This window comes from Amycolatopsis acididurans (assembly GCF_012328925.1).
Classification (GTDB): domain Bacteria; phylum Actinomycetota; class Actinomycetes; order Mycobacteriales; family Pseudonocardiaceae; genus Amycolatopsis_E; species Amycolatopsis_E acididurans.
In genome coordinates, this window is sequence record NZ_JAAXLS010000002.1 from 266,870 (window position 1) to 289,266 (window position 22,397).

Consider the following 22,397-nt stretch of genomic DNA (forward strand, 5'->3'; position numbering starts at 1 on the left):
CGTACCCCAGCTACAGCTCAGGAGAACGGCCTTCGAACGGCGTGGACAGCACGACCGTGGTACGGGTCGAGACCTTCGCCGATTCCCGGATCCGCCGCAGCAGATCCTCCAGCGCCCGCGGCGAGGCGACCCGCACCAGCAGGATGTAGGACTCGTCCCCGGCAACCGAATAGCACGACTCGATCTCCCGGATGTGCTCCAGCCGCTGCGGGTAATCGTCCGGCGCCGCGGGATCGTTCGGCGTCAGCGAGATCAGTGCGGTCAGCGGCAGCCCGATCAGCTCACCATCCAGCTGCGCGGCGTACCCGCGGATCACGCCCCGCTGCTCCAGCCGCCGCACCCGCTGGTGCACGGCCGACACCGACAGCCCGACCCGTTCGGCCAGGTCGGTGAAACTGCACCGCCCATCGGACGCCAGCTCGCGCGCGATGGCCTGGTCCAGTGCTTCCAATGCGCCCGCGTCCGTCATGAGCCGAGCACGACCAGCTCGTGCGGCCGGTTGTTGAGCGCCTCGGCGCCGTCCGCGGTGACCACCACGATGTCCTCGATTCGCGCGCCCCACCGGCCCGGCTGGTAGATGCCCGGCTCGACGCTGAACGCCATCCCCGCCTCCAGCACGAGATCGTTCCCGTCGACGATGTAGGGCTCCTCGTGCACGTCGAGCCCGATGCCGTGCCCGGTGCGGTGGATGAAGTACTCGCCGTACCCGGCGTCGGCGATGATCGCGCGCGCCGCCTCGTCGATCTCCTGCGCGGTCGCACCCGGCCGCACCGCCTCGACCGCCGCGCGCTGCGCCCGCTGGAGCACCGCGTAGGTCCCGGCGACGTCGGCGTCGCGTGGCTCGCCGACCGCGTAGGTGCGGGTGGAGTCGGAGTTGTAGCCCTCGGGGATCGGGCCGCCGATGTCGATCACCACCACGTCACCGGACTCGATGACCCGGTCGGACACGTCGTGGTGCGGGCTCGCGCCGTTGGGGCCGGACCCGACGATCACGAAGTCCGCGTGCGCATGCCCCTCCTCGACGATCGCCGCGGTGATGTCGGCGCCTACCTCGGCCTCGGTGCGCCCCGGCCGCAGCCACTCGCCCATCCTCGCGTGGACGCGGTCGATCGCCGCGCCCGCCCGCCGCAGCGCGTCGATCTCCGCGGCGTCCTTGCGCATCCGCAGTTCACGCACCACCGGGCCGGCCAGGGTCTGCTCGGCCTCACCCAGCGCGGCGCGGAACGCCAGCACGTGCAGGGCGGCGGTGTTGTCGCTGACCGCGACCCGGCCCGGTTTGCCGAGCCGGTCGGCCACCAGCCGGTACGGGTCATCGCCGTCGACCCACGTCACGACGTCGATGCCGAGCTCGTCGGCGGGCACGTGCGTGTAGCCGGGCGCCTCCAGTTTGGGGACCACGAGCGCCGGCACCCCGTCGGCCGCGGGCAGGACCAGCGCGGTGAGCCGCTCGAAGGAGCCGCCGGCCTCGCCGATCAGGTACCGCAGATCCGAGCCCGGCGCGATGAGCAGGGCGTCGGTCTCGGCGTCCGCGGCGGCCGCGCGGGCGCGGTCCAGCCGGGCGCGCAGGGTGGCGGGTTCCAGCGCGGGGGTTCGTGGTGAACGGCTCGACATGGCCAAAGCCTATCTGGCGTGCTCTTCCCACGCCGTGTGCTCCCACGGCTCTAGGCTGTCGTCGTGACGCTAGCCTTGCTGGACTCCGCGAGCCTGTATTTCCGGTCGTTCTACGCGCTGCCCGAGTCGATGACCGCGCCCGACGGGACGCCGGTCAACGCCGTGCGCGGCTTCGCCGACACGATCGCGCGGATCATCACCGACCGGCGGCCGACGCGGCTCGTGGCGTGCCTGGACGCCGACTGGCGGCCGCGGTTTCGCGTGGATCTGCTGCCCAGCTACAAGGCGCATCGGGTGGCGGACCCGCGGGAGAACGTCGAGGAAGTGCCCGACACGCTCACCCCGCAGGTGCCGATCATCCTCGAGCTGCTGGAGGCGTTCGGCCTGGCCACCGCCGAAGCCGAGGGCTACGAGGCCGACGACGTCATCGGCGCGCTCACCGCGCGCGAGAAGGCCGATCCGGTCGAGGTGATCACCGGGGACCGCGACCTGTTCCAGCTGGTGCGCACCGAACCCGCACCGGCGTCGGTGATCTACGTCGGCAAGGGCTGGGCCAAGGCGGAGGTGCTCGGTCCCGCCGAGGTGGCCGAGCGCTACGGCGTGCCCAAGGACAGCGCGGGCCCGGCCTACGCCGACATGGCCGCACTGCGCGGCGATCCCTCCGACGGCCTTCCCGGGGTGGCGGGCATCGGCGAGAAGACGGCCGCGAAGCTGATCACCCAGTTCGGGTCGCTGGAGGCACTGGTCGAGGCGGCCAGGACCAGCAGCCGCGACCTTCCGCTGAAGATGCGGCTCAAACTGACCGGCGCCGAGGACTACCTGTCGGTCGCGCCGACGGTGGTCCGGGTCGCCACCGACGCTCCGGTGGTGATGTCGGGCTCCGACGCGGTACCCGCCGAACCCGCGGACCCGGACCGGATCGCCGAACTGTCCGAACGCTGGAACCTCGGCGGCTCGGTCAAGCGGCTGCTCGCCGCACTGGACCGCTAGCCTCCGGCCGCGGCCGCGGCGCGCTGCGAGGAGATGGCCCGGTGCAGCGCACGGGCGATGGGTTCGATCCGCTCCCCCAGCTTCCCGATCCGGTCGCCGTAGCGCCGCCGGTCGCGTCCACTGAGCGCGACCCGCAGCTGACCGGCGGACGCGAGCGCCGCCAGCGCCGCGACGTCCGGTTCGACCCGGTACGCCGGTTCCGAACCACGCACCGCCCTGCCGACCCGTTCGTGGATCCGCCGCGCGCTCGCGGTCTCGCGAAGGGCGATGCGCGTGTACGGGATCAGCCCGAGCGCGCGTTTGCGCTCCAGCTTGACCACGTGGGCCTCGGCGAGCTGATTCCGCACGGCGAGGTAGGTCTGCCGCCGGCCCTTGCAGATCCAGCGGCGCCACGACTTCGGCCCGCTCTGCGAGACCAGCTCCCACACGTCCATCAGCACGGGATCCAGCTGCCCGGGATAACCACCGGCGATGGGCTTGCCGCGCTCGTCGCCGAGATGTCCATTGAGGACAAGGTCGGCGAGCGTGGCGGCGCGCAGCAGATAGCCGAGCTCGCCGCGGGCGGTGAGCTTTCCGCACTGCGGGTCGAACGCGAGCAGGAACATCTGTGCGGGCAGGGTTTCAGGCGCTTTCATCGACGTCTCCGTCCGTTGTGGACTTGCGCGGGCGACCCGGCCCGCGTATCCGTCCTACGTCCCGGGGCAGCCGCCCCGCGTCGGCCAGTGCCTTGCGCAGCAGAAACTCGATCTGCGCGTTGGTGCTGCGCAGCTCGTCGGCCGCCCAGCGCGCCAGCGCGTCGTGTACGGCCGGGTCGAGCCGCAGCAGGATCTTCTTGCGCTCGGCCACGGGCTAGGCGTACAGCGTCCCGGTGTTGACCACCGGCTGGGTGTCGCGGTCACCGACGAGCACGACCATCAGGTTGCTCACCATCGCCGCCTTCCGTTCCTCGTCCAGATCGACCACGTCGTGCTCGGCGAGCCGCTCCAGCGCCATCTCCACCATGCCCACGGCGCCCTCGACGATGCGCTGGCGCGCCGCCACGACCGCGCCCGCCTGCTGACGGCGCAGCATCGCCTGTGCGATCTCCGGCGCGTAGGCCAGGTGCGTGATACGTGATTCGATGACCTTCACGCCCGCCGACGCGACCCGCGCGGCGATCTCCTCGCTCAGCTTCTCGGTGATCTCGTCGGCGTTGTCCCGCAGGGAAAGCTTGCCGTTGTCGTGCGTGTCGTAGGGGTAGGCGTTGGCGATGTGGCGTACGGCCGTCTCGGTCTGGATCGCGACGAACTCCACGAAATCGTCCACTTCGAACAGTGCCTGCGCGGTGTCCGAGACCTGCCACACCACCACGGCGGCCATTTCGATCGGGTTGCCGTCCGCGTCGTTGACCTTGGCCACGTCGGTCTCGTGGTTGCGGATCCTGGTCGACACCCGCGTGCGCACCGTGAGCGGATTGACCCACTGCAACCCGTCCTTGCGCAGGGTGCCCACGTACCGGCCCAGCAGCTGCACGACGCGCGCCTCCCCCGGCGCGACCGGCGTCAGCCCCAGCAGCGAGAACGCCGAGGCCAGCGCGAGCAACCCGCCGACCACGAGGAGCACGACGCTGGCCTGCACCGCCCCCACGACGACCAGCGCGATCCCGGCCGCGACCGCGAGTACCAGCACCCCGAGCATCAGGAAGCCCGGCACGGCCCGCACGACGCGTTCACGTGTGCGCGGAGTGGGCATTTCCACTGCTGTCTCTGTCATTTTCCGTTCCCCTCAGATCTACCGGTGGCTTGCGCCCCCACATCGACGGTAGCATAGTGATATCACATTTTTCGGCACTGAGGGGAGCACGAGATGAGCGAACGCCTGCTCGAGATAGACGATCTCAGCAAGCGCTACGGCACCACGATCGCTTTGCAGAACCTGACCTTCGACGTCCGCGCGGGCGAGCTGTTCGGCTTCGTGGGCAGCAACGGCGCCGGCAAGACCACGGCCATGCGCATCGTGCTGGGAGTGCTCGCCGCCGATGGGGGCACCGTGCGCTGGGCCGGGAAGCCGGTCACCCTCGACACCCGCAGGCTCATCGGCTACATGCCGGAGGAACGTGGCCTCTACCCGCGCATGAAGGTCGGCGAACAGCTGACCTACCTGGCGCGGCTGCACGGGATGTCGATACCGGCGGCGCGCCGGTCGGTGGACGAATGGACCGAACGGCTCGGGGTGGCCTCGCGCCGCGACGACGAGGTGCAGAAACTCAGCCTCGGCAACCAGCAGCGTGTGCAGCTCGCCGCCGCGCTCGTGCACGACCCGCAGATACTGGTACTGGACGAGCCGTTCTCCGGGCTCGACCCGGTGGCCGTCGACGTGATGAGCGACGTCCTGCGGGAGAAGGCCGCCGCCGGGGTGCCCGTCGTCTTCTCCAGCCACCAGCTCGATCTGGTGGAGCGGCTGTGCGACCGCGTCGGCATCATCCGAAATGGACGGATGGTCGCCTGCGGCACCGGCGACGAGCTGCGTGCGGGTGGCGCCGTCCGGGTCGTCGTGGAGGCGCCGCAAGCGCCCGCCGGCTGGGCGGACGCGCTGCCCGGTGTGAAGGTGCTCGCCCGGCGGGGCGCCCGCACCGAACTGGAACTCGGCGACGGCGCCGACGACCAGAAGGTGCTCACCACCGCACTGGCCACCGGGCCGGTGCACGAGTTCGCCCGGCGGCGGCCGTCGCTGACCGAGCTGTTCCGCAACGTCGTCACTCAGGAGGTGGCCCGATGAACTCGTGGTCCGCGATCCGGCTCGTCGCGGGCCGGGAGATCTCGACCAAACTCCGGTCCAAGGCCTACATCATCAGCACCGTGGTGATGATCGTGGCGTTCGTGGCGCTCGCGCTGATCCTCAAACTCGTGAGCGGCACGTCCGCCACCACCGTCGGCTACACGCCGGCCAACGCCGCGCTCGCCGCACCACTGCAGGCGAGCGCGAAGGCGGTCGGCAAGATCGTCGACGTCAAGGAAGTCCCCGACGATCAGGCGGGCCGCGCGCAGGTCGCCGACGGATCGCTCGACGCCGTGCTCGTCGGTGACGGCACCGCGGTGCGAGTGGTGGTCAAGCAGAAACTGGACCAGCAGGGGCAGGCGGCGCTGAACGTGCTCGCCGGGCGGCTCGCGCTCAACCAGCAGATCACCGGCCTCGGTGGCGATCCGGCGAAGGTCGGCGCGGCCGTGGCGAACGCGCACGTCGACGTGCAGGCGCTGCAGAAACCCAAGGAGTACAACAGTCAGCAGCTCGCGCTCGGCATCATCGCCGGGGTGCTCATCTACCTGTCCCTGATGATCAACGGCCAGACCGTCGCACAGGGCGTGGTCGAGGAGAAGACCAGCCGCGTCGTGGAACTCCTGCTGGCCACGATCAGGCCATGGCAGCTGATGGCGGGCAAGGTGCTGGGCATCGGCACGGTGGGTCTGCTGCAGATCGCGATACTCGGCGCGGCCGGGCTCACCGTGGGGCTCGGCAGCGGGGTGCTCACGATCTCCGCGTCGGCCGCCGCCGGAACCGTCATCTGGCTGATCGTGTGGTACCTGCTCGGGTTCGTCATGTACTCGATCGTGTTCGCCGGGCTCGGCGCGCTCGTGTCGCGGCAGGAGGAAGTGGGCGGCGCGGTCGCCCCCGCGCTGATGTTCGTGATCGCCGGATACATCGTCGGAATCTCGGTGCTGCCGTCCAATCCGGGCAGTCCGCTGGTCGAACTGCTGTCGGTGATCCCGGTCTTCGCTCCCACGCTGATGCCGATGCGGCTGGCGATGGGCGGCGTGCCGGTGTGGGAGGCGGGCCTGTCCGTGCTGCTGGTCGTGGTGCTCATCCCGGCGCTGATCTGGCTGTCCGCGCGGATCTACCGCAACGCGGTGCTGCGCAGCGGTGCTCGGGTGCGGCTGCGTGAGGCGCTGGCGGCCTAGAAACTCGTGCCGCACCACGGCGGAACGGCCGTGGACAGCAACCTGTCCGCGGCCGGCAACGCCGCCGGGTCGGTGACCTCGATCCGGCCGAGCGCGGCGAGCGTGCTGGGCCGCGCGTCGCCGAGGTAGAGCATGGCCAGCACGTCGGGGGTCAGGCGCAGGGCTGCGGGCAGTGCGGTGCGCTGCGCGCCCTCCGGCGAAATCCGGTACCGGCCGGAATTGCCGGGCAGGATCGTGTCGGTGATCTCGACGACCACCGGATCACCGTCGCCGTAGGTGCGGGCGGACAGCGCCTCGGCCACGTCGATCAGCCGCAGCCAGATCTCGTCGCTCATGCCCGACACCTGCGCCGCGCGGGGATCGACGAGCATCGCGCCGACCGGCTCGTCGACGGGACGGTGCCGGGTCCAGACCTCCGCGACGAGGTCGATGCCCAGCACGAAACGCCACAGTCCGGCGAGCGCGCGGACGTCGGCGGCATGCAGATCGCGCACGGCGAGCACCGCGCCCTCGTGCGGCGGCCGTCCGGGCGCCGGTTCCAGTGGCCGGTACACGACGAAACCGTCGTCGTCATGCACGGCGACCGTGTGGCCGGTGAACGAGTGCCGTCCGCTGCCGGTGATCCACCAGTGTTCGGGGCGCGTCATCATCCCGGGCCGGTGCGGGCCGATGCGCGCGTACAACGCCGGAAGCTCCGCGCGGGCTTCGCCGGGATCGAGTATCCGCACCCGGCCCCCTTCCGGCGCGTCGGGCCGGAACGCCGACTGTCCGATCCGGAGGGTCAGCCCGCGGGTGGCGGCGCCGTACCCGAAGTGGCCGTAGATCATCGCCTCGCTCGCGTGCAGGTGCGCCAGCATCTCCCCACGCCGGGCGCAGTCGCGCAACTGCTCGCACATCAACGCGGTCGCCACGCCACGCCGGGTGTGGTCGGCACGCACCCCCACCCCGTCCACCGCGGCCGCGGGAACCATTTTCCCGCCCGGCACACAGAGTTCGGTGCCGAACGAGCCGGCCGTCCCGATCACCCGCTCGCCGTCGAAGGCGCCGAACCGCCGGTCGGCGGTGACCGAGTTCGCGAACTGCTCGCGCGCCTCGTCCGCGCCCGTGAAATGCAGCGCCCGCCCCAGCACGTCGAACGCGGGCCGCTGCTCGGCATCGGTCAGTGGCCGGATGGTGAACTCGCCCATGACCGGTCATCATGCCGAGCGCGGCTGATCGCGCCCACCGATTTTCCGGCCGCGTACCCGGTGTCGGCACGCGGCCGGGCGTCAGCTCCTCAAGTACTTCAGCGTGTTGGCCAGCGAGTCCGACCACGGCGAAGCGAGGTCGAGGCGGCGCAGTTCGTCGGCGTGCTGCACCGCCGCCAGCTCCGCCATCAGCCGGTTGCGCATCCGGTCGTCGTGCGCGACGTTGGCGTTGCGCAGCGCGCGGGCGAGCCGGATCTTGCGGAACGGGGTGAACCACGGCGCGCGGGCGAGCCGGGCGGCGCGGCGGGCCGATCGGTCGCGGGTGCGGGCCAGCGCGTCGCGCTCGTCGTCGCCGAGACCGAGCCGCGACAGGAAGCGCTCTTTGAGCTCACGGCTCACGCGCCCCCACGTGCCGACGCGGGTCCGCGAAGCACGTAGTTCCAGCCCGAGCGCCAGGTGCAGCATGACCACGCCGAGCACCGGGCCCAGCGCGACACGCGCGAGACCGGACACCGGGCCCGCGAGATCGAAGGCCATGTAACCGGACGCGGCGCACAGCGCCCACAGGATCAGGCGCGCCGGGCCGGGTTTGCCGTGCGCGCTGCGGATACCGGCGCGCATCGCGAAACCGCACGCGATCAGCGCGACCTCGACCACGGCGAACATCGCGGCCCGCTCGTAGATGTTGCTGATCCCGAGCTTGTCACCGAAGAACCGCCACGAAGTGTCCACCGACACCAGCAGCGACATGAACGCCACGAGGTAGAAGCCGCGCGAGCCCTCCGGCGAGGTGCGCTTGGCGGGCGCGGGAGCCTCCTCGGTCGTCGTCACCGGCGGCTCGGTGGTCGTGTCGTCCGCCGCCTCGGCTTCCGGCGTGTCGGTCTTCTCGGCTTCCTCGCTGTTCTTGCGGGAGTCCAGTTCGGTCAGCATCTCCAGGGACATGCGCGGCAGATCGCCGGTGTCGCCGAGGCCGCGCTCCTTGCGCCATTTCTCGACCTGAGTGGACACGTAGGCCCGCTCGCGCTTGGGGCTGGTCACGACGCCGTAGGTCACCAGGAACGCCAGGACGTCCGATGTCGACGGCTGAACCAGTGCCTCGCACGCGTAGCGGATCTTCTCGTCCATGGTGTCCAGCATGACCAGCCGCGCGGCATGCGCCGCACTGCTGAGGACATCCGTTGAAGCAGCCTGCTGGTCGCGCTCGGTTTCCATGTCGTTATCCTTGTGAAGTTCTCGTCGGTGGGGGTCGCGAGCATAGCGGGTGTTCATCCATTCGTGGTGGCCGCCCTGTGCTATGGCTCGCCAGACGGGTCGCCGGGCTCGCCTGACCATCCACTGTGGCCGCCACCGTTCGCCCCCGGGTACGCCCGACCGGCTCCCGGCAGGCACCATCGTCTCCGTGACCGACACCTTCACCACCGCGGACCTCGTCGACGAACACGGCGACGCGCTCCGTGTCTGCGACACCCAGTTCCAGTCCTACGGCGGGCACACCACGTTCAGCGGCCCCATCCGCACCGTGTCCTGCCACGAGGACAACGGCCTGCTCCGCGACCTGCTGCGCACGCCGGGCAACGGCGCGGTGCTCGTCATCGACGGCGGCGGTTCGCTGCACTCCGCGCTCACCGGCGACCTCATCGCCCGCGCCGCCGCCGACAACGGCTGGGCGGGACTGATCATCAACGGCGCGGTCCGCGACAGCGTGGAGCTGGCCAAGATCCCGCTCGGGGTCAAGGCGCTCGGCACGAATCCCCGTAAGAGCGCGAAGACCGGCGCGGGCGCACTCGACGTCCCGGTCGGCTTCGGCGGCGTCACGTTCGTTCCCGGCGACACCGTCTACGCCGACCCCGACGGCGTGGCGGTACTGCCGGCCTGACTCGCGAACGCGGCCCGCACCGCGCGCTTGTCGATCTTCCCGGCCCCGGTCATCGGCAGCGCGTCGGCGAAGTCCACACGCGCCGGGACGTAATGCTCGCGGCCGAACGACGCGCGAGCATGCGCCCGGACCTCGTCGGCGCTGAGCGGGCCGTCGGCGACGACGACGGCGTGCAGCGACCCGCCGTCGCCGAACACGACCGCCCCGCGCACCGCCGGGTGCGCGATCAGCGCGTGCTCGACGGTGGCCGGAGCGATCTTGGTGCCGTGTTCGCCGACGATCACCATCTCGTCGGCGCGGTCGAGCAGGTAGAGGTAGCCCTCGTCGTCGAAGCGGCCGAGGTCGCCGGTGGGCAGCCAGCCGTCGCCCACCGGCGGGGCGCCGAGGTAACCGTCCATCATGGCCAGTCCACGCACCTCGACCTCGCCGTCGACGATCCGCGCCGCCATGCCCGGCACGATCCGGCCGACCGAGCCGAGCCGGTCCGGCCGGCCGATCAGCTCGCCGGCGGAGATGCTGGCGATCATCGGTGCTTCGGTGAGGCCGTAGCCCTGTCCGACGACGGGCCCGAACACGTCGAGGGCCTGTGCGAGCCGGTGCGGCGGCAGCGGCGCGGCGCCCAGCGACAGGGACCGGACGCTGTCCAGGCGGGTGCCCGGTCGGCCCGGATGGTCGAGCACGGCCGCCAGCCGCGGCGGCGTCAGCGACAGCGAGGTGATCCGGTGCCGTTCGATGTCGGCGAGCACCGCTCCGGCATCAAAACCGTTGCGTATCACCACGCTGTCGCCGCGCAGCAGGGCACCGACCACGCTCGCGTGCCCGGTCATGTGCGTCATCGGGGCGACGACGAGCGTGCGCTCGGGCTCCGGCGATTTGGTGAAGATGTGCGCCATGCCGTCGTAGATGCCGCTGTGGCGGATCAGTTTCGGCACACCGGTGGTGCCGCCGGTCGGGAACAGCACGTCCACCGCGGCGGGCGGATCGAGCGGGACCGGCTCGCCGTCGAGATCGGCCACGCCGCGCACGTCCCCGTGCGGCCACGCCGCCGGCCGGTCGGTGACGACGGTGGTCACGCCGGCGGCAGCGGCGGCGGCGTGCTGGTCCGCGGCGGGCGCGGACGCCGGCACGAGCAGCACGCGCGCACCCCGCAGCATCGCCGCGAGCTGGACGAGCACGGTCTCCGGCCGGTTCGCCAGGTCGACGGCCACCACATCGGCCGCGCCGAGCCCGCCGTGCAGGCGGAGCAGGACCTCGCGCGCCTCGCGGTAGGTCATCGGGACGTCGTGGTGGAACAGCACGTCGTCCCCGCCGTCGTCGAGCGCGGCGAGGGCGGCGGTGAGGAAAACACTGCGCGGGCGCACGGGTGTCCACATTAGAAGATCGAGTAACCGCCGTCGACGACGAAGCTGTCGCCGGTGTGGAAGCCCCCTCCCGCGCGCGAGGCCAGGTACACCGCCAGCGGCCCGAAGTCGTCGGGCCCGCCCCAGCGCCGCACCGGCATCCGGGGCATCACGTTGCCCTCGAACTTGTCGTTGTGCAGGATCGGCGAAGCCAGCGGCGTCTCGGTCCAGCCCGCGACGATCGAATGCGCGGTGATGTCGTACCGGGCCAGTTCGACGGCCAGCCCGCGCATCAGAGCGGCGAGCCCGGCCTTGCTCGCCGAGTAGGCCTCGTTGCGCGGCGCGCCGTGGATCGCCGACACGCTGGAGGTGCCGACGAGCACGCCGCCGCCCTGGCGGTCGATCATGTGCGCCGCCGCGGCACGCAGCGTGAGGAACGCGCCGTCGAGGTTCACCCGTGTCACCCGGCGGAACTCCTCGAGCGAGGTCTGCACGAACGGCGTCATCCGGCCGCTGACGCCCGCGTTGGCGAAGCACGAGTCGACCCGGCCGAAGGTCGCGAGTGTCTCCCCGAACGCGGCCTCGACCTCGGCCTCCGCGCCGACGTCGCAGCGCACGGCGTGCGCCTTCGTGCCGTGCTTTTCCAGTTCGCGCACCGCCTGGGCGTTGCGCTCGGCGTTCGTGCCCCACACGCACACGTCCGCGCCCGCCCGCGCGAGACCGTGTGCCATGCCGAGCCCGATCCCGGAGTTGCCGCCGGTGATCAGCGCGACATGTCCGTGCAGGTCGAACGTCGGGTCAGTCATTCATGTCCTCCAACTCGTTTCGTGCGGCCTCGGCGAGCCGCACGGTTTCCTCCGCCCGCGCCTGAGCCTGGTACCCGTCATCGGCCATGTGCCCGCCCAGATAGCGGGCGCGCACGCCGACCCCGATGCACGCCGCTCGCCAGCGCGCGAACGCGATCCAGTACGGCAGATCCGCCACGTCCCGCCCGGAGCGGGCGGCGTAGCGCGCCACCATTTCGGCGCGCGACGGGAAACCCGGAACCGTGCTCGGGGTCGGTGTCACGGCCGGGATCTCCTCGCCCGGCTCCCGCCAGCTCGCCGCGAGCCAGCCCAGGTCCGCCAGTGGATCGCCGGAGGTCGCCAGCTCCCAGTCGAACACCGCGCGCACACCTCCGTCCGGGCCGAACGCGACATTGCCCGGCCGGTAGTCGCCGTGCACGATCCCGTTGCTCTGCTGAGGAACGTGCCGGGCGAGCAGGTCGTGCACGTCGTCGAGCAGCGCGAGCTCCGGCGCGCCCGTCGCGTGCACCTGGGCGCGCCACCGGCGCAGCTGGCGTTGCGCGTAGCCGGTGCGGCGCACCAGATCCCCGAGCCCGAGTTCGACCGGATCGAGTGCGTGCAGTGCCACCAGCACGTCCACAAGCTGTTCACCTGCTTCGGCACGGGCGCCGGGCGGGAACGCGCGCCCCTCGCTCTCGTCCGCAAGCACCCGGCCGTCCACGAACCCCATGACGTAGAACTCCGCACCGGTGACCTCGGGGTCGGCGCAGTACGCCAGGGGCCGCGCGACCGGGACCGCGGTGCCGGACAGCGCGGAGACGAAACGCCACTCGCGGCTCATGTCGTGCGCGGTCGTGAGCACGCCACCGGTCGGTGGCCTGCGCAGTGCGTAGAGCGCACCCGCGGCGTCGGTGAGCCGGAACGTGAGGTTCGAACGGCCACCGGCGATCAGCTCGAACTCGACCGGCTCGGCCAGGCCGTGCTCCGCGAGCCAGCGGCTGACCCGTTTCTCGTCGAGCGCCTCAGCGGCCGGCATACCGCGCCTCCCGCCGTTGCAGGAAGGAGCGCACGCCCGCACGATGGTCCTCGGTCGCGAACAACTCCGCCAGCGCGGCGGGCATGATCCGGTCGTCGTCCACGACCCGGCCCACCAGGCCGATTCGCTCGGCTCGGTCGGCGTCGATCACCTCACCGGTGAACGGCAGTTCCCCCGCGCGCTCCCGGCCCACCAGCTGCGCCAGCCATGCGATGCCCGCGACGTCGCCCGAGCAGAACGACCGGCCCGCGACGTCGCCGTGCTCGGTGTAGGTGGTGTCCCGCAACGTCGTCATGCCCGCACCTCCGCCTCGACCACCGGCCGCAGATCGCGTTTGAGCACCTTCCCGCTCGGGGTGCGCGGCAGTGGGCGGGACCGGAACACGACGTGCGCGGGCACCTTGAACGAGGCGAGGTGCCCGGCCACGTGCCGCCGGATCTCTGCCGCCGTGACGGTCGTTTCCGCACGCGGCACCACGACCGCGACCACTTCCTCGCCGAGTATCGGATGCGGCACGCCGACGACGGCGGCGTCCTCGACCGCCGGATGCCGGAAGAGCACGGCCTCGACCTCGGTGCAGTAGATGTTCTCCCCGCCCCGGATCACGACGTCCTTCATCCGGTCGACGACGTAGACCCAGCCGCCGGAGACCCGGCCCAGGTCGCCGGTGTGGAACCAGCCGTCGGTGAACGCCGCGGCGGTCGCCTCCGGGTTGTTCCAGTACCCGCGCACGATGTTCGGTCCGCGGAACCACAGCTCGCCGACCTGGCCCTCGGGCACGTCCTCGCCGGTGGCCGGATCCACCACCCGGACGTCGGTGCCGGGCTGGCACCGGCCGACGCTGTCCGGCCGCTCGACGTACTCGGCGCCGGTGTTGCTCACGACCGCCGAGGTGGTCTCGGTCAGCCCGTATCCGTTGCCGGGGGCCACGAGCGCGTCGAAGGTCCGGTCCACCCCGCCCACCAGATCCGGCGGGATCGGCGCGCCGCCCATGCCGATCCCGGCGAGGCTCGCGAAGTCCTCCTCGTGCCCGGCCGCGTCGGCCAGCAGGCCGCGGATCACGGTCGGCACACCCGACACCGCGGTCAGCCGCTCCCGCCTGATCAGCGCGCGGGCCTCGCCGGGATCCCACCGGTACTGGGTGACGAGCTTCGCCCCGGTCATCGCGGTGTAGGCGAGGCCGGTGATACCGGCGATGTGGAACAGCGGGAAGGTGCACAGCGTGCCGGGCTGCGGCGCCGCCGGATCGGGCGGCGGCGGTTCGCCACCGTTGGCCATCGCGGCGCTGACGAACGTGCCCAGTGCCGTGTTGAGCAGGTTCGTGCAGTGGTTGCGGTGCGTGCCGACGGCACCCTTGGGTTTGCCCGTGGTGCCCGAGGTGTACAGGATGGTCGCGTCGTCGTCCGGCTCGATCGCGACGTCCGGCGGTTTCGCCTCCGGATCCAGCGACGCGAGCAGTTCGTCCCAGGGCCGGCCCGCCGCTCCGTCGCCGCGCACTTCGATCAGCGGCGTGCTCAGGTGCGGCGCGAGGAGCGCGGCGCGCTCGACGTCGGCCACCACGAGTTTCGCGGCCGCGTCCTCGACGGCGTAGCACAGTTCGGCCGCGGTCCACCACGCGTTGAGCGGCACCAGGACGATCCCGAGAAGCTGGGCGGCCCAGAACACGGGTGTCCATTCCGGATAGTTGCGCATCGACACCGCGAGCCGGTCTCCCTTGCCCAGCCCGTATTCCTCGCTCAGGCACCGCGCCAGCCCCGCGATGGTGCGCGCCTGCTCGGCAAAGGTCCAGCGCTCGTCGCGGTAGACGAGGAACGGGCGCTCACCGAACGCCGCGCACGACACCGCGATCTCACGCAGGGTGTGCGGCCCGGTGGTGAACACCCGCATCGGGATGCCGCGGACGAGTCGTTCGCCGATCTCGAAGGGTTGCCCGGGAGCGGTGAACCGCGCGATCAGCTCCGGCCGGCCGGTCATCGCCGCACCCCTACGACGCGCCCACCATGTCCAGCGCCAGGCGCTGGTACCGCCGCACGATCTGCTTGCGACTGATTCCGCCGCGCGGCGAGAACCAGCTCGCGACGCCGGTGCACATCACGACGATGGCGCGGGAGGCCTCCAGCGGCAGGCCCGTGGTGAACACGCCCTGCTCGACGCCGCGCCGCACCACCTGGTCGAACAGCCGTTGCTGCTGCCGCCGCTTCGCCAGATGCCTGCCGCGCAGGGGTTCCTGCAGCGCCCGCAGCTCGCTCGTCCCGAGCAGGGTGCCGCGCTGGTCGGACAGGTGGAACAGGATCTGCACCGACACCAGCGCCCGCAGCTGCTCCGCGGGCTGCTCGCCCGCCTCGGCCAGCGCCGTGCGGGTACACGACAGCAGATGCTTGATCCCCCGCTCCATGATCGTGGCGAGTACGTCCTGTTTGGACTGGAAGTGGTGGTACAGCGCCGCGGCACTCAGTCCCGCGCGCTCGGCGATGTCCCGTACCGAGGTGCCGTGATAGCCGTGTTCGGCCATCACCTCGATCGCGGCCCGCAGGATCGTCTCCTCCCCGGAGGAGCCCTCCTCGGCGCGCCGTCCGGCGCCTGGTGCGGAACTCACTGGGCCACCTCTCCTGCTGTCCACTATGGACGAACCAGCGTCCACCCCGCATCCGGTCCCTCCCTCACTTCATCGCCAGCGGATTGACCGGCGAGCCGAGCCCCCGCCGGAACTTGATCGGCGGCGCCGCGAAGAAGAACTCGTAACGCCCGTCGGCGGCGCAGTCGCCGGCCAGTTCCTCGAAGTCGAGAATCTCGCCCAGCGTCATGCCGAGGTCGCGGATCAGCACCATGTGCACCGGCATGACCTCGCCCTCGACCTCGCCGGGCAGAACCTCGATCGCCCAGTTGTCCGAGCACACCGCCGCGACATCGTGCTCGCGCAGCCATTCGCAGCACGCGAGCCCGAGCCCCGGCTCACCGGCCATGAACGATCGCGCGTCCTGCTCGACGAGGAACTTCCTGCGCCAGCCCGTGCGCACCGCGACGATGTCACCGGCGCGGACCTCGACGTGCTGGGCCGCCGCCACCGCGTCGAGTTCATCCGGCCCGATCGCCTCGCCCGCCTGGAGCCAGTCCACGTCACGATGCCGTGCGACATCGAGAAGCACGCCGCGTCCGGCGATCCCTTTCGCCTGGTGCTCGATCGACAGATGCCGCGCACCGTGCGGGCCGACGTCGGCGGCCGGGAAACCGTTGTACAGCAGCTCGTCGTAGTAGACGTGGGCCAGCCCGTCCCATTGCGATGCGCTCTGCAGCGGCATGAACACGTAGTCGTCGGCGAAGTGGAAGGCACCGGGGAAGTTCTGGTCGTCGCCGGTTTCCGCGCGCAGCAGCACCGGATTGATCCGGCCGCCCCCCGGTTGCGGGCCGCCCGGACCGAACGGGATGCCGAGGTCGAAGATCTTCCCGTCGCGCACCAGGCCCGCGGCGGCGACGAGCCGTTCGGGCGTCAGCAGGTTCGTGGTGCCCCGCTCGTCGCGGCGGCCGTCGCTGTCCCAGCGTCCCCAGTTCGAGAGCCGTTTGCCCAGAGCACGGAAGTCCTCGGTCATGAACGCTTGCGGGGGCCGGCGAAGCCGAACAGGTACCCGGCGACCTTGCGCATCTGCACCTCTTCCGCACCCTCGGTGATGCGATAGCGGCGGTGGTGCCGGTAGATGTGCTCGAACGGCATGTGGCGCGTGTATCCGATGCCGCCGTGCACCTGGATCGCGCGGTCGGCGGCGTCGCACACCAGCCGGTTGGCCCGGTAGTTGCACATCGAGACCTTATCGCTGATTTCCATGTGCGGCACGCGGTCCAGCTCCCACGCGGTCTTGCGGACCAGCCCGCGCACCATCTCCGCTTCGGTCTGCAGCTCCACCAGCGGCCACTGGATGGCCTGCCGCGTGGCCAATGCCTGCCCGAAAGTCTTGCGGCGCCTGGCGAACTCGACGCTCTGATCGATGCAGTACTGCGCCGCACCCACACCGGAGGCCGCCTGCCGGATCCGGTTCTCGTGCACGAACGTCTGCGCCACGGCCAGTCCCGCGCCCACTTCGCCGAACACCGTCGAGCCGGGCACCCGAACGTCGCGCAGCGTCACCTCGGCGTGGTCGGTCGGCATGTTGAAGGTCCACCAATGGAAATCGACCGAGAACCCGGGCGTGCCGGTCGGCGTGATGAACGCCGTGATCCCCTTGGCGTCGCCGGGTTCGCCGGAAGTACGCGCGAACACGACGTCGTGCGTGGCCGAATGCAGGCCGGAGTTGAACCGCTTGGCGCCGTTGATGACCCAATCGCCGCCGTCGCGGACCGCGGTGGTCTCCATCCACGTCGCGTCGCTGCCGTGCTCCGGTTCGGTCAGCCCGAAGCCGATCCGCTTGGCGCCGGTCAGCATCGGTTCGAGGAACTCCTCGCGCTGCTCCGGCGTGCCGTATTCGAGCATCATGTGCACGAACGGGAAGTTCCCGACGACGGAGGACTCGTTCTGCAGATCGTTGTGCAGACCAAGGCCCTTGGCTGCCAGGTGTTCGCGGATCACCGCCATGTCGAAGTTGCTGCCGTCGGACCCGCCGACCGCTTTCGGCAGGCCGTAACGCAACCAGCCCGCCGCGTCCGCGCGGCGGAACATCTCGTGCAGCAGTTCCTCCCATTCCGGCCGCGGTACACCGCCGTTCTCGAAGTCGGTACGGGCGTACTCGCGCCGGTGATCGAAGAACCGCTCGTTGTCGTCCTGCTGCTGCAGCGGCTTGATCTCCCGCTCGATGAAATCGTCCAGATCGGCGAGTCGCTGGACCAGTTCACCGGGAAGTTCGAAGTCCACGAGTCCTCCTTAACGATCGTTCAGCTAGGATGGCATCGCGAGCAGCGCCAAGGGAAGGGGCAGTTCCGCCGATGGGTGAGCAGCGAGTGCGCGTCACGATCGAGGACGCCGTGGCCGATGTCCGCCTGGCCCGGCCGGACAAACGCAACGCCCTGGATCAGGCCATGTTCGCCGGCCTGGTCGAGACGGGCGAACGGCTCAAACACGAACCGTCCGTCCGTGCCGTCGTGCTCTCCGGCGAAGGCCCGGATTTCTGCGCCGGCCTGGACTTCACCGAGTTCCGCGCGATGGCGGGCCGCGGCCCGGCACCGGAACTGGGCGCACCCTCCGGCGGCGGCCCGGCGCGCACCCGGGGGCAGCGCGCGGCCTACGTGTGGGCGGAACTTCCGGTTCCGGTCATCGCCGCGGTGCGGGGCAACGCGCTCGGCGGCGGTCTGCAGGTGGCTCTCGGTGCGGACATCCGCATCGTCGCCCCGGACGCGCGGTTGTCGGTCCTGGAGGTCAAATGGGGCCTGATTCCCGATATGACGGGCACGCAGCTGCTTCCCGAACTGGTCGGCAGGGACGTCGCGAAGGAGCTGACCTTCACCGGCCGCATCGTCCGCGGCGAGGAGGCCGTCGAGCTCGGCCTCGCCACCCGCACCGACCCCGATCCGCTGGCCGCCGCGCTCGCGCTGGCCAAGGAGATCGCGGCCCGCAGCCCGCACAGCATTCGTGCCGCCAAGAGGCTGCTCGACCAGGCGGGCCGCGTCGACCTCGCGACCGGGTTCGCCGCCGAACAGGCCGAGATCCGCACGCTGATCGGCAGCCCGAACCAGGTCGAAGCGGTCACGGCCGCGTTCGAGAAACGGGCTCCGGTCTTCCGCGACTGATCCTTTGTGGACTAGCTCACCATCGCGCCGAGCCGTCCACTGCGGACAGTGCGCCCCCTCCCACTCTCAACGTATAGCGCACCCCGGGGCTTGCGGCAAGACCCCCTTCGTACCGGAAAATCTCCCGCCGACGCCGAAATCCGCGCGAATGGGAGTAGCGAGTGAACGACGCCGACGTGATCGTCGTGGGTGCCGGGCCGGTCGGCCTGATGCTGGCCGGTGAACTGTGCCTGGCCGGGCTGCACCCGCTGGTACTGGAGCGGCGCCCCCAGCGACGCGACATCCCGAAAGCCGGCGGCGTGGGTGGCCGGATCCTCGACGTGCTGCGCTACCGGGGCATGCTGGAGCGCTTCGAAGCGGCATCCGCCAGACCCGCTCCCGCTCCGCGGTTCCCCTTCGGTGGCCTACATCTGGACTTCAGCCACCTCACGGACTCGCCGATGGCCGCGCTGCCGCTTGCGCAACCGCGCCTGGAGCACCTGCTGGAGGATTACGCCACCCAACGCGGCGCCGAGATCCGCCGCGGTCACGAGGTGACCGGACTGCGCCAGGACGACGACGCGATCACGGCGGAGGTCCACGGCCAGGGCGGCCGCTACCGACTGACGGCGCCGTACCTCGTGGGCTGCGACGGACCGCGAAGCCGTGTCCGCGACCTGGCCGGGATTCCGTTTCCCGGCACCACGTATCCGGAGGTCAACCGGGTCGGCCAGGTCACGATCCCCGAACCGGTCACCGTCCTCGACAACGGTGATCTCGACGTTCGCGGCGGCGGACGGATCCAGGCCGGTTTCACCCGGACCGAGCGCGGGGTCTTCGGGCTCGGGGCGCGCGCGTCCGAGACGTTGTTCCTCTACACCAGCGAGGACGAATCCACCGCATACGACGACGACGCGCCGATGCCGTTGGCCGAGCTCCAGGACAGCATCACGCGCGTGCTCGGCGTGCACCTGCCGCTGGGCGAACCGAGGCGCCTGTCCCGCTTCACCTTCCAGGCGCGCCACGCCGCGCGGTACCGCGAAGGGCGGGTCTTGCTGGCCGGGGACGCCGCACACCTGTTTCCCGCCACCGGTGTCGCACTCAACGCGGGCATGCTCGACGCGGTCAATCTCGCGTGGAAGCTGGGCGCCACGGTCCACGGCTGGGCGCCGCCCGGGCTGCTGGACACCTACCACCGCGAACGCCACCAGGCCGGCGCGCGCACGCTCCTGCACACCCAGGCGCAGGTGGCGCTGCGGCGCGGACTGGACCCGGCCGCCGACGCGCTGCGGGAACTGTTCGAAGAAGTGGTCGCCGACGAGCAGCCGTTGCGCCGGATGGGCGCCCTGCTCGCGGGCAGTGACATCCGCTACGGCGGCACCGGCGAGCACCCGCTGACCGGGACCTTCGCGCCGGACCTCACGCTCCACACCGGTCAGGGCACCACGAGCGTCGCGCGGCTCATGCGCCCCGCGCGGCCGGTCCTGCTCGACCTCGCCGGCCGCCGGGATCTCCGCGAAGCCGCACGGGACTGGCGACCGCGCGTCGAGATCTACACCGCGAAAACCGGGCAGCCACCCGCCGACGCGATACTGATCCGGCCGGACGCCCACATCGCGTGGAGCGCCACCGGCGAGGACACCGACGCGAGTACCCTGCCCGAGGCCCTGTCCGGCTGGTTCGGCGCACCGTCCTGATCGGCATGTGGCCGGCCCGTCACCGGAGCCGGCCACATCCCCCGCTCACCGCGCCGCGAGTCCATTCAGGACGTCCGGCAGCGGATCGCGGTGCACGACGCCGAGACGCTGCGTCGCGCGGGTCAGTGCGACGTAGAGTTCGGCCGCACCACGCGTGCCCTCGGCGAGGATCCGGTCCGGGTCCACCACGAGTACGGCGTCGAACTCGAGTCCCTTCGTCTCCGACGCGGGCACCGTTCCGGGCACCTCCGGCGGCCCGATCACGACACTCGTGCCTTCACGGTTCGCCTCCTCGCGGACGAACTCTTCGACGGCGGCAGGCAGTTGGTCGTCCGTGACGCGCTTGGACCACGGCAGAACACCACACGCGCGAACCGAGTCGGGCGGCGCGACCTCCGGAGCGAACTGCGCCAGCAGCGCCGCGGCGACCGACATGATCTCCGCCGGCGTGCGGTAGTTCACCGACAGCGACCGGTACACCCACCTGCCCGGCACGTATCGCTCCAGCATCGCCTCCCACGAGCGCGCGCCCGCCGCCGAACGGCGCTGTGCGAGATCGCCCACCACCGTGAACGACCGGCCCGGGCAGCGCCGCATCAGCACCCGCCAGTCCATTTCGGACAGCTCCTGCGCCTCGTCGACCACGACGTGCCGGTAGGTCCAGTCCCGGTCCGCCGCCGCGCGCTCCGCGAGATCACGGGTGTCCCGCTCGACGAAGCGCTCGGCGAGGTCCTCGGCGTAGAGCAGATCCGTCGCGAACAGATGGTCCTCGTCGTCCATCGAGTCCTGCCGCTCCACGAGGTTGTCCAGCACCCGCGCGGCGTACTCGGCCTCGGCCCGGCGTTCCGCCGCGGCCGCCTGCCCGCCCGGCTGCCCGGCAGGCCTGTCGTGGCCGAGCAGGTCGGCCAGTTCGTCGAGCAGCGGCACGTCCGAAACGGTCCAGGCCTCACCTTCGGCCCGCGCCAGCTCGGGGCCGGCGCCGGCGACCCGCAGCCGCTCCTCCGATGTGTACAGCGAGGCCAGCAGCCCTTCCGGCGTCAGAACGGGCCAGAGCTGGTCGAGCGCCCCGGTGAACGCCTCGTCGTCCTCGAGTTGCTTGAGCAGGCCCGACCGCAGTTCCTCCCATTCGGTCCGGTCGTCGCGGCTGAGCCAGCCGCGCCCGATCCGCCCGATCGCCCGTTCGGTCAGCACGTACGTGACGATGTCGGTGAACACCGCGCGGGCCTCGTTGTGCGGCAGTCCGCTCGCACGCGCCTCCTCCCTCGCCCACTCCGCGGTCTCCGCGTCGATCCGCACCGTGACGTCGTGCAGCCGGATCGGCAGCGGCGTCTCGGGCAGCCGCTGCCGGTCGGCGATCGCGGCGGCGAGCACGTCGAGCATCGTCAGCGACCCCTTGAGCCGCGCGGCTTTCGGGGTGTCCTCCGCGGTGACGTGCAGACCGGGCACGAGATCGCCGGGCGTCATGAACACCACGTCGGACTCGCCCAGCGACGGCAGCACCCGGGCGATGTGATGGAGGAAGGCCGGATTGGGCCCGACCACCAGCACTCCGTGCCGTTCCATCCGTTCCCGCTGGGTGTAGAGCAGGTAGGCGACGCGATGCAGGGCGACCACGGTCTTGCCCGTGCCCGGACCGCCCTCGATTACCAGCACGCCGGGATGATCGAGCCGGATGATCTCGTCCTGCTCCGCCTGGATCGTCGCGACGATGTCCCGCATTCCCTCGCCGCGCGGCGCGTTGACCGCGGCGAGCAGGGCCGCGTCCCCGCGCTCCTCGCCGCCGGGCCTGCCGAGCACCTCGTCGGTGAACTCGACCACCTGACGGCCGCGGGTGTGGAACTGGCGGCGCCGCCGCATGTTCTCCGGCGCCGCGGCGGTCGCGACGTAGAACGCCCGCGACGCCGGAGCCCGCCAGTCCAGCAACACCGGCCGGTAGTCGTCGGCCTCGTCGAACAAGCCGATCCGGCCGATGTAGGACCGTTCGCCGGCAACGGTGTCGAGCCTGCCGAAACACAGCCCGTTGTCCGCGACGTCCAGCCGCTGCGCCTCCTTCGCCAGCGTGCGCACCGCGACATCGCGCTCCATCGGCGTCACGCCCTCGCCGCGCAGTGCCGACCGGTACTCCCCCTTCACCCGCGCCCGCTCGGCGTCGAGCCGCCGGTAGAGGCCGGCCACGTAGCCACGTTCGGACCGCAGTTCCTCTTCGTACCCCTGAGTTGACACAGACCCCTCACAGTGCTTAAACTGAC

22 protein-coding genes are annotated in these 22,397 nt (G+C 71.2%); 6 read left to right on the forward strand and 16 right to left on the reverse strand.

What is annotated here, in order from left to right; translation table 11 throughout:
* Positions 1–10: 10 nt before the first annotated feature.
* Both HFP15_RS04745 and HFP15_RS04750 read right to left on the reverse strand, forming a co-directional pair.
* Positions 11–469: an Lrp/AsnC family transcriptional regulator gene (locus HFP15_RS04745; protein WP_168511800.1), complete on the reverse strand. Its 459-nt coding sequence runs from the start codon at positions 467–469 to the stop codon at positions 11–13.
* Positions 466–1,611 (reverse strand): M24 family metallopeptidase, encoded by a 1,146-nt coding sequence (locus HFP15_RS04750; protein ID WP_168511802.1) that lies wholly within the window; start codon positions 1,609–1,611, stop codon positions 466–468. Before HFP15_RS04750 ends, HFP15_RS04745 begins: the two co-directional genes overlap by 4 nt.
* A 63-nt stretch (positions 1,612–1,674) precedes the next feature.
* On the opposite strand from HFP15_RS04750, the gene HFP15_RS04755 reads away from it, so the two are divergent.
* Positions 1,675–2,601, forward strand: a complete 927-nt coding sequence (locus HFP15_RS04755) for a 5'-3' exonuclease (protein WP_168511804.1) — start codon at positions 1,675–1,677, stop codon at positions 2,599–2,601.
* On the opposite strand, the gene HFP15_RS04760 is transcribed toward HFP15_RS04755, so the two are convergent.
* From HFP15_RS04760 to HFP15_RS04770, 3 genes are read right to left on the reverse strand one after another with little or no spacing between them, the layout of a single operon-like run.
* Positions 2,598–3,236, reverse strand: a complete 639-nt coding sequence (locus HFP15_RS04760) for a GOLPH3/VPS74 family protein (RefSeq protein ID WP_168511805.1) — start codon at positions 3,234–3,236, stop codon at positions 2,598–2,600. The two genes, HFP15_RS04755 and HFP15_RS04760, sit on opposite strands and share 4 nt — an antisense overlap.
* A complete protein-coding gene (locus HFP15_RS04765; RefSeq protein WP_168511807.1) occupies positions 3,223–3,447 on the reverse strand; it encodes a type II toxin-antitoxin system antitoxin in 225 nt (74 codons plus the stop codon). Before HFP15_RS04765 ends, HFP15_RS04760 begins: the two co-directional genes overlap by 14 nt.
* 3 nt (positions 3,448–3,450) lie before the next feature.
* Positions 3,451–4,353, reverse strand: coding sequence for an SPFH domain-containing protein (locus HFP15_RS04770; protein WP_168511809.1), 903 nt, complete (start codon positions 4,351–4,353; stop codon positions 3,451–3,453).
* 93 nt (positions 4,354–4,446) lie between these two features.
* Between HFP15_RS04770 and HFP15_RS04775 the strand changes: the two genes are divergently transcribed.
* On the forward strand, positions 4,447–5,358 hold the full coding sequence (locus tag HFP15_RS04775) for an ABC transporter ATP-binding protein (RefSeq protein ID WP_168511811.1): 912 nt from the start codon (positions 4,447–4,449) through the stop codon (positions 5,356–5,358).
* Entirely contained in the window at positions 5,355–6,536 is a 1,182-nt protein-coding gene (locus HFP15_RS04780) for an ABC transporter permease (protein WP_168511813.1), read from the forward strand. Before HFP15_RS04775 ends, HFP15_RS04780 begins: the two co-directional genes overlap by 4 nt.
* Here HFP15_RS04780 and HFP15_RS04785 read toward each other — a convergent pair.
* Positions 6,533–7,723 carry a GNAT family N-acetyltransferase gene (locus HFP15_RS04785; RefSeq protein ID WP_168511815.1) on the reverse strand — a complete coding sequence of 397 codons (1,191 nt, stop codon included), beginning with the start codon at positions 7,721–7,723 and terminating at the stop codon, positions 6,533–6,535. The genes HFP15_RS04780 and HFP15_RS04785 overlap by 4 nt on opposite strands.
* A gap of 81 nt (positions 7,724–7,804) precedes the next feature.
* Positions 7,805–8,935: a hypothetical protein gene (locus HFP15_RS04790; protein ID WP_168511817.1), complete on the reverse strand. Its 1,131-nt coding sequence runs from the start codon at positions 8,933–8,935 to the stop codon at positions 7,805–7,807.
* Between the two features lie 187 nt (positions 8,936–9,122).
* On the opposite strand from HFP15_RS04790, the gene rraA reads away from it, so the two are divergent.
* The gene (gene rraA, locus HFP15_RS04795) at positions 9,123–9,599 is read left to right on the forward strand and encodes a ribonuclease E activity regulator RraA (RefSeq protein ID WP_312871463.1); all 477 of its coding nucleotides are present in this window, start codon (positions 9,123–9,125) and stop codon (positions 9,597–9,599) included.
* On the opposite strand, the gene HFP15_RS04800 is transcribed toward rraA, so the two are convergent.
* The 8 genes from HFP15_RS04800 to HFP15_RS04835 form a co-directional block, all read right to left on the reverse strand.
* Positions 9,560–10,972, reverse strand: coding sequence for a class I adenylate-forming enzyme family protein (locus HFP15_RS04800; protein ID WP_168511821.1), 1,413 nt, complete (start codon positions 10,970–10,972; stop codon positions 9,560–9,562). The genes rraA and HFP15_RS04800 overlap by 40 nt on opposite strands.
* Positions 10,972–11,745, reverse strand: coding sequence for an SDR family NAD(P)-dependent oxidoreductase (locus HFP15_RS04805; RefSeq protein ID WP_168511823.1), 774 nt, complete (start codon positions 11,743–11,745; stop codon positions 10,972–10,974). The genes HFP15_RS04800 and HFP15_RS04805 overlap by 1 nt, the downstream gene beginning before the upstream one ends.
* Entirely contained in the window at positions 11,738–12,760 is a 1,023-nt protein-coding gene (locus tag HFP15_RS04810; protein WP_168511825.1) for a phosphotransferase family protein, read from the reverse strand. Before HFP15_RS04810 ends, HFP15_RS04805 begins: the two co-directional genes overlap by 8 nt.
* On the reverse strand, positions 12,747–13,055 hold the full coding sequence (locus HFP15_RS04815; protein ID WP_168511827.1) for a Clp protease/crotonase-like domain-containing protein: 309 nt from the start codon (positions 13,053–13,055) through the stop codon (positions 12,747–12,749). Before HFP15_RS04815 ends, HFP15_RS04810 begins: the two co-directional genes overlap by 14 nt.
* Positions 13,052–14,734, reverse strand: coding sequence for a class I adenylate-forming enzyme family protein (locus HFP15_RS04820; protein WP_168511846.1), 1,683 nt, complete (start codon positions 14,732–14,734; stop codon positions 13,052–13,054). Before HFP15_RS04820 ends, HFP15_RS04815 begins: the two co-directional genes overlap by 4 nt.
* A gap of 10 nt (positions 14,735–14,744) precedes the next feature.
* Complete coding sequence (locus HFP15_RS04825) at positions 14,745–15,356, reverse strand: TetR/AcrR family transcriptional regulator (protein WP_168511848.1); 612 nt, start codon at positions 15,354–15,356, stop codon at positions 14,745–14,747.
* Between the two features lie 64 nt (positions 15,357–15,420).
* Entirely contained in the window at positions 15,421–16,347 is a 927-nt protein-coding gene (locus tag HFP15_RS04830) for a cyclase family protein (protein ID WP_168511850.1), read from the reverse strand.
* Complete coding sequence (locus HFP15_RS04835) at positions 16,344–17,600, reverse strand: acyl-CoA dehydrogenase family protein (RefSeq protein ID WP_168511852.1); 1,257 nt, start codon at positions 17,598–17,600, stop codon at positions 16,344–16,346. Before HFP15_RS04835 ends, HFP15_RS04830 begins: the two co-directional genes overlap by 4 nt.
* 71 nt (positions 17,601–17,671) lie before the next feature.
* Between HFP15_RS04835 and HFP15_RS04840 the strand changes: the two genes are divergently transcribed.
* Positions 17,672–18,472, forward strand: a complete 801-nt coding sequence (locus HFP15_RS04840; protein WP_168511854.1) for a crotonase/enoyl-CoA hydratase family protein — start codon at positions 17,672–17,674, stop codon at positions 18,470–18,472.
* A gap of 161 nt (positions 18,473–18,633) precedes the next feature.
* Positions 18,634–20,148, forward strand: a complete 1,515-nt coding sequence (locus HFP15_RS04845; protein ID WP_168511856.1) for an FAD-dependent monooxygenase — start codon at positions 18,634–18,636, stop codon at positions 20,146–20,148.
* A gap of 45 nt (positions 20,149–20,193) precedes the next feature.
* Here HFP15_RS04845 and helR read toward each other — a convergent pair whose 3' ends face one another.
* Positions 20,194–22,371 carry an RNA polymerase recycling motor ATPase HelR gene (gene helR, locus HFP15_RS04850; protein ID WP_312871465.1) on the reverse strand — a complete coding sequence of 726 codons (2,178 nt, stop codon included), beginning with the start codon at positions 22,369–22,371 and terminating at the stop codon, positions 20,194–20,196.
* Positions 22,372–22,397: the final 26 nt, after the last annotated feature.

Bases quoted from the DNA above. Each gene is read 5' to 3' on its own strand.
- HFP15_RS04775 (WP_168511811.1), top strand. From the start codon at position 4,447: ATGAGCGAACGCCTGCTCGAGATAGACGATCTCAGCAAGCGCTACGGC.
- HFP15_RS04780 (WP_168511813.1), top strand. From the start codon at position 5,355: ATGAACTCGTGGTCCGCGATCCGGCTCGTCGCGGGCCGGGAGATCTCG.
- HFP15_RS04840 (WP_168511854.1), top strand. From the start codon at position 17,672: ATGGGTGAGCAGCGAGTGCGCGTCACGATCGAGGACGCCGTGGCCGAT.
- HFP15_RS04820 (WP_168511846.1), bottom strand. From the start codon at position 14,734: ATGACCGGCCGGCCGGAGCTGATCGCGCGGTTCACCGCTCCCGGGCAA.
- HFP15_RS04750 (WP_168511802.1), bottom strand. From the start codon at position 1,611: ATGTCGAGCCGTTCACCACGAACCCCCGCGCTGGAACCCGCCACCCTG.
- HFP15_RS04770 (WP_168511809.1), bottom strand. From the start codon at position 4,353: ATGACAGAGACAGCAGTGGAAATGCCCACTCCGCGCACACGTGAACGC.
- HFP15_RS04745 (WP_168511800.1), bottom strand. From the start codon at position 469: ATGACGGACGCGGGCGCATTGGAAGCACTGGACCAGGCCATCGCGCGC.
- HFP15_RS04815 (WP_168511827.1), bottom strand. From the start codon at position 13,055: ATGACGACGTTGCGGGACACCACCTACACCGAGCACGGCGACGTCGCG.
- HFP15_RS04785 (WP_168511815.1), bottom strand. From the start codon at position 7,723: ATGGGCGAGTTCACCATCCGGCCACTGACCGATGCCGAGCAGCGGCCC.
- HFP15_RS04805 (WP_168511823.1), bottom strand. From the start codon at position 11,745: ATGACTGACCCGACGTTCGACCTGCACGGACATGTCGCGCTGATCACC.
- HFP15_RS04800 (WP_168511821.1), bottom strand. From the start codon at position 10,972: ATGTGGACACCCGTGCGCCCGCGCAGTGTTTTCCTCACCGCCGCCCTC.
- HFP15_RS04810 (WP_168511825.1), bottom strand. From the start codon at position 12,760: ATGCCGGCCGCTGAGGCGCTCGACGAGAAACGGGTCAGCCGCTGGCTC.
- HFP15_RS04790 (WP_168511817.1), bottom strand. From the start codon at position 8,935: ATGGAAACCGAGCGCGACCAGCAGGCTGCTTCAACGGATGTCCTCAGC.
- HFP15_RS04760 (WP_168511805.1), bottom strand. From the start codon at position 3,236: ATGAAAGCGCCTGAAACCCTGCCCGCACAGATGTTCCTGCTCGCGTTC.
- HFP15_RS04830 (WP_168511850.1), bottom strand. From the start codon at position 16,347: ATGACCGAGGACTTCCGTGCTCTGGGCAAACGGCTCTCGAACTGGGGA.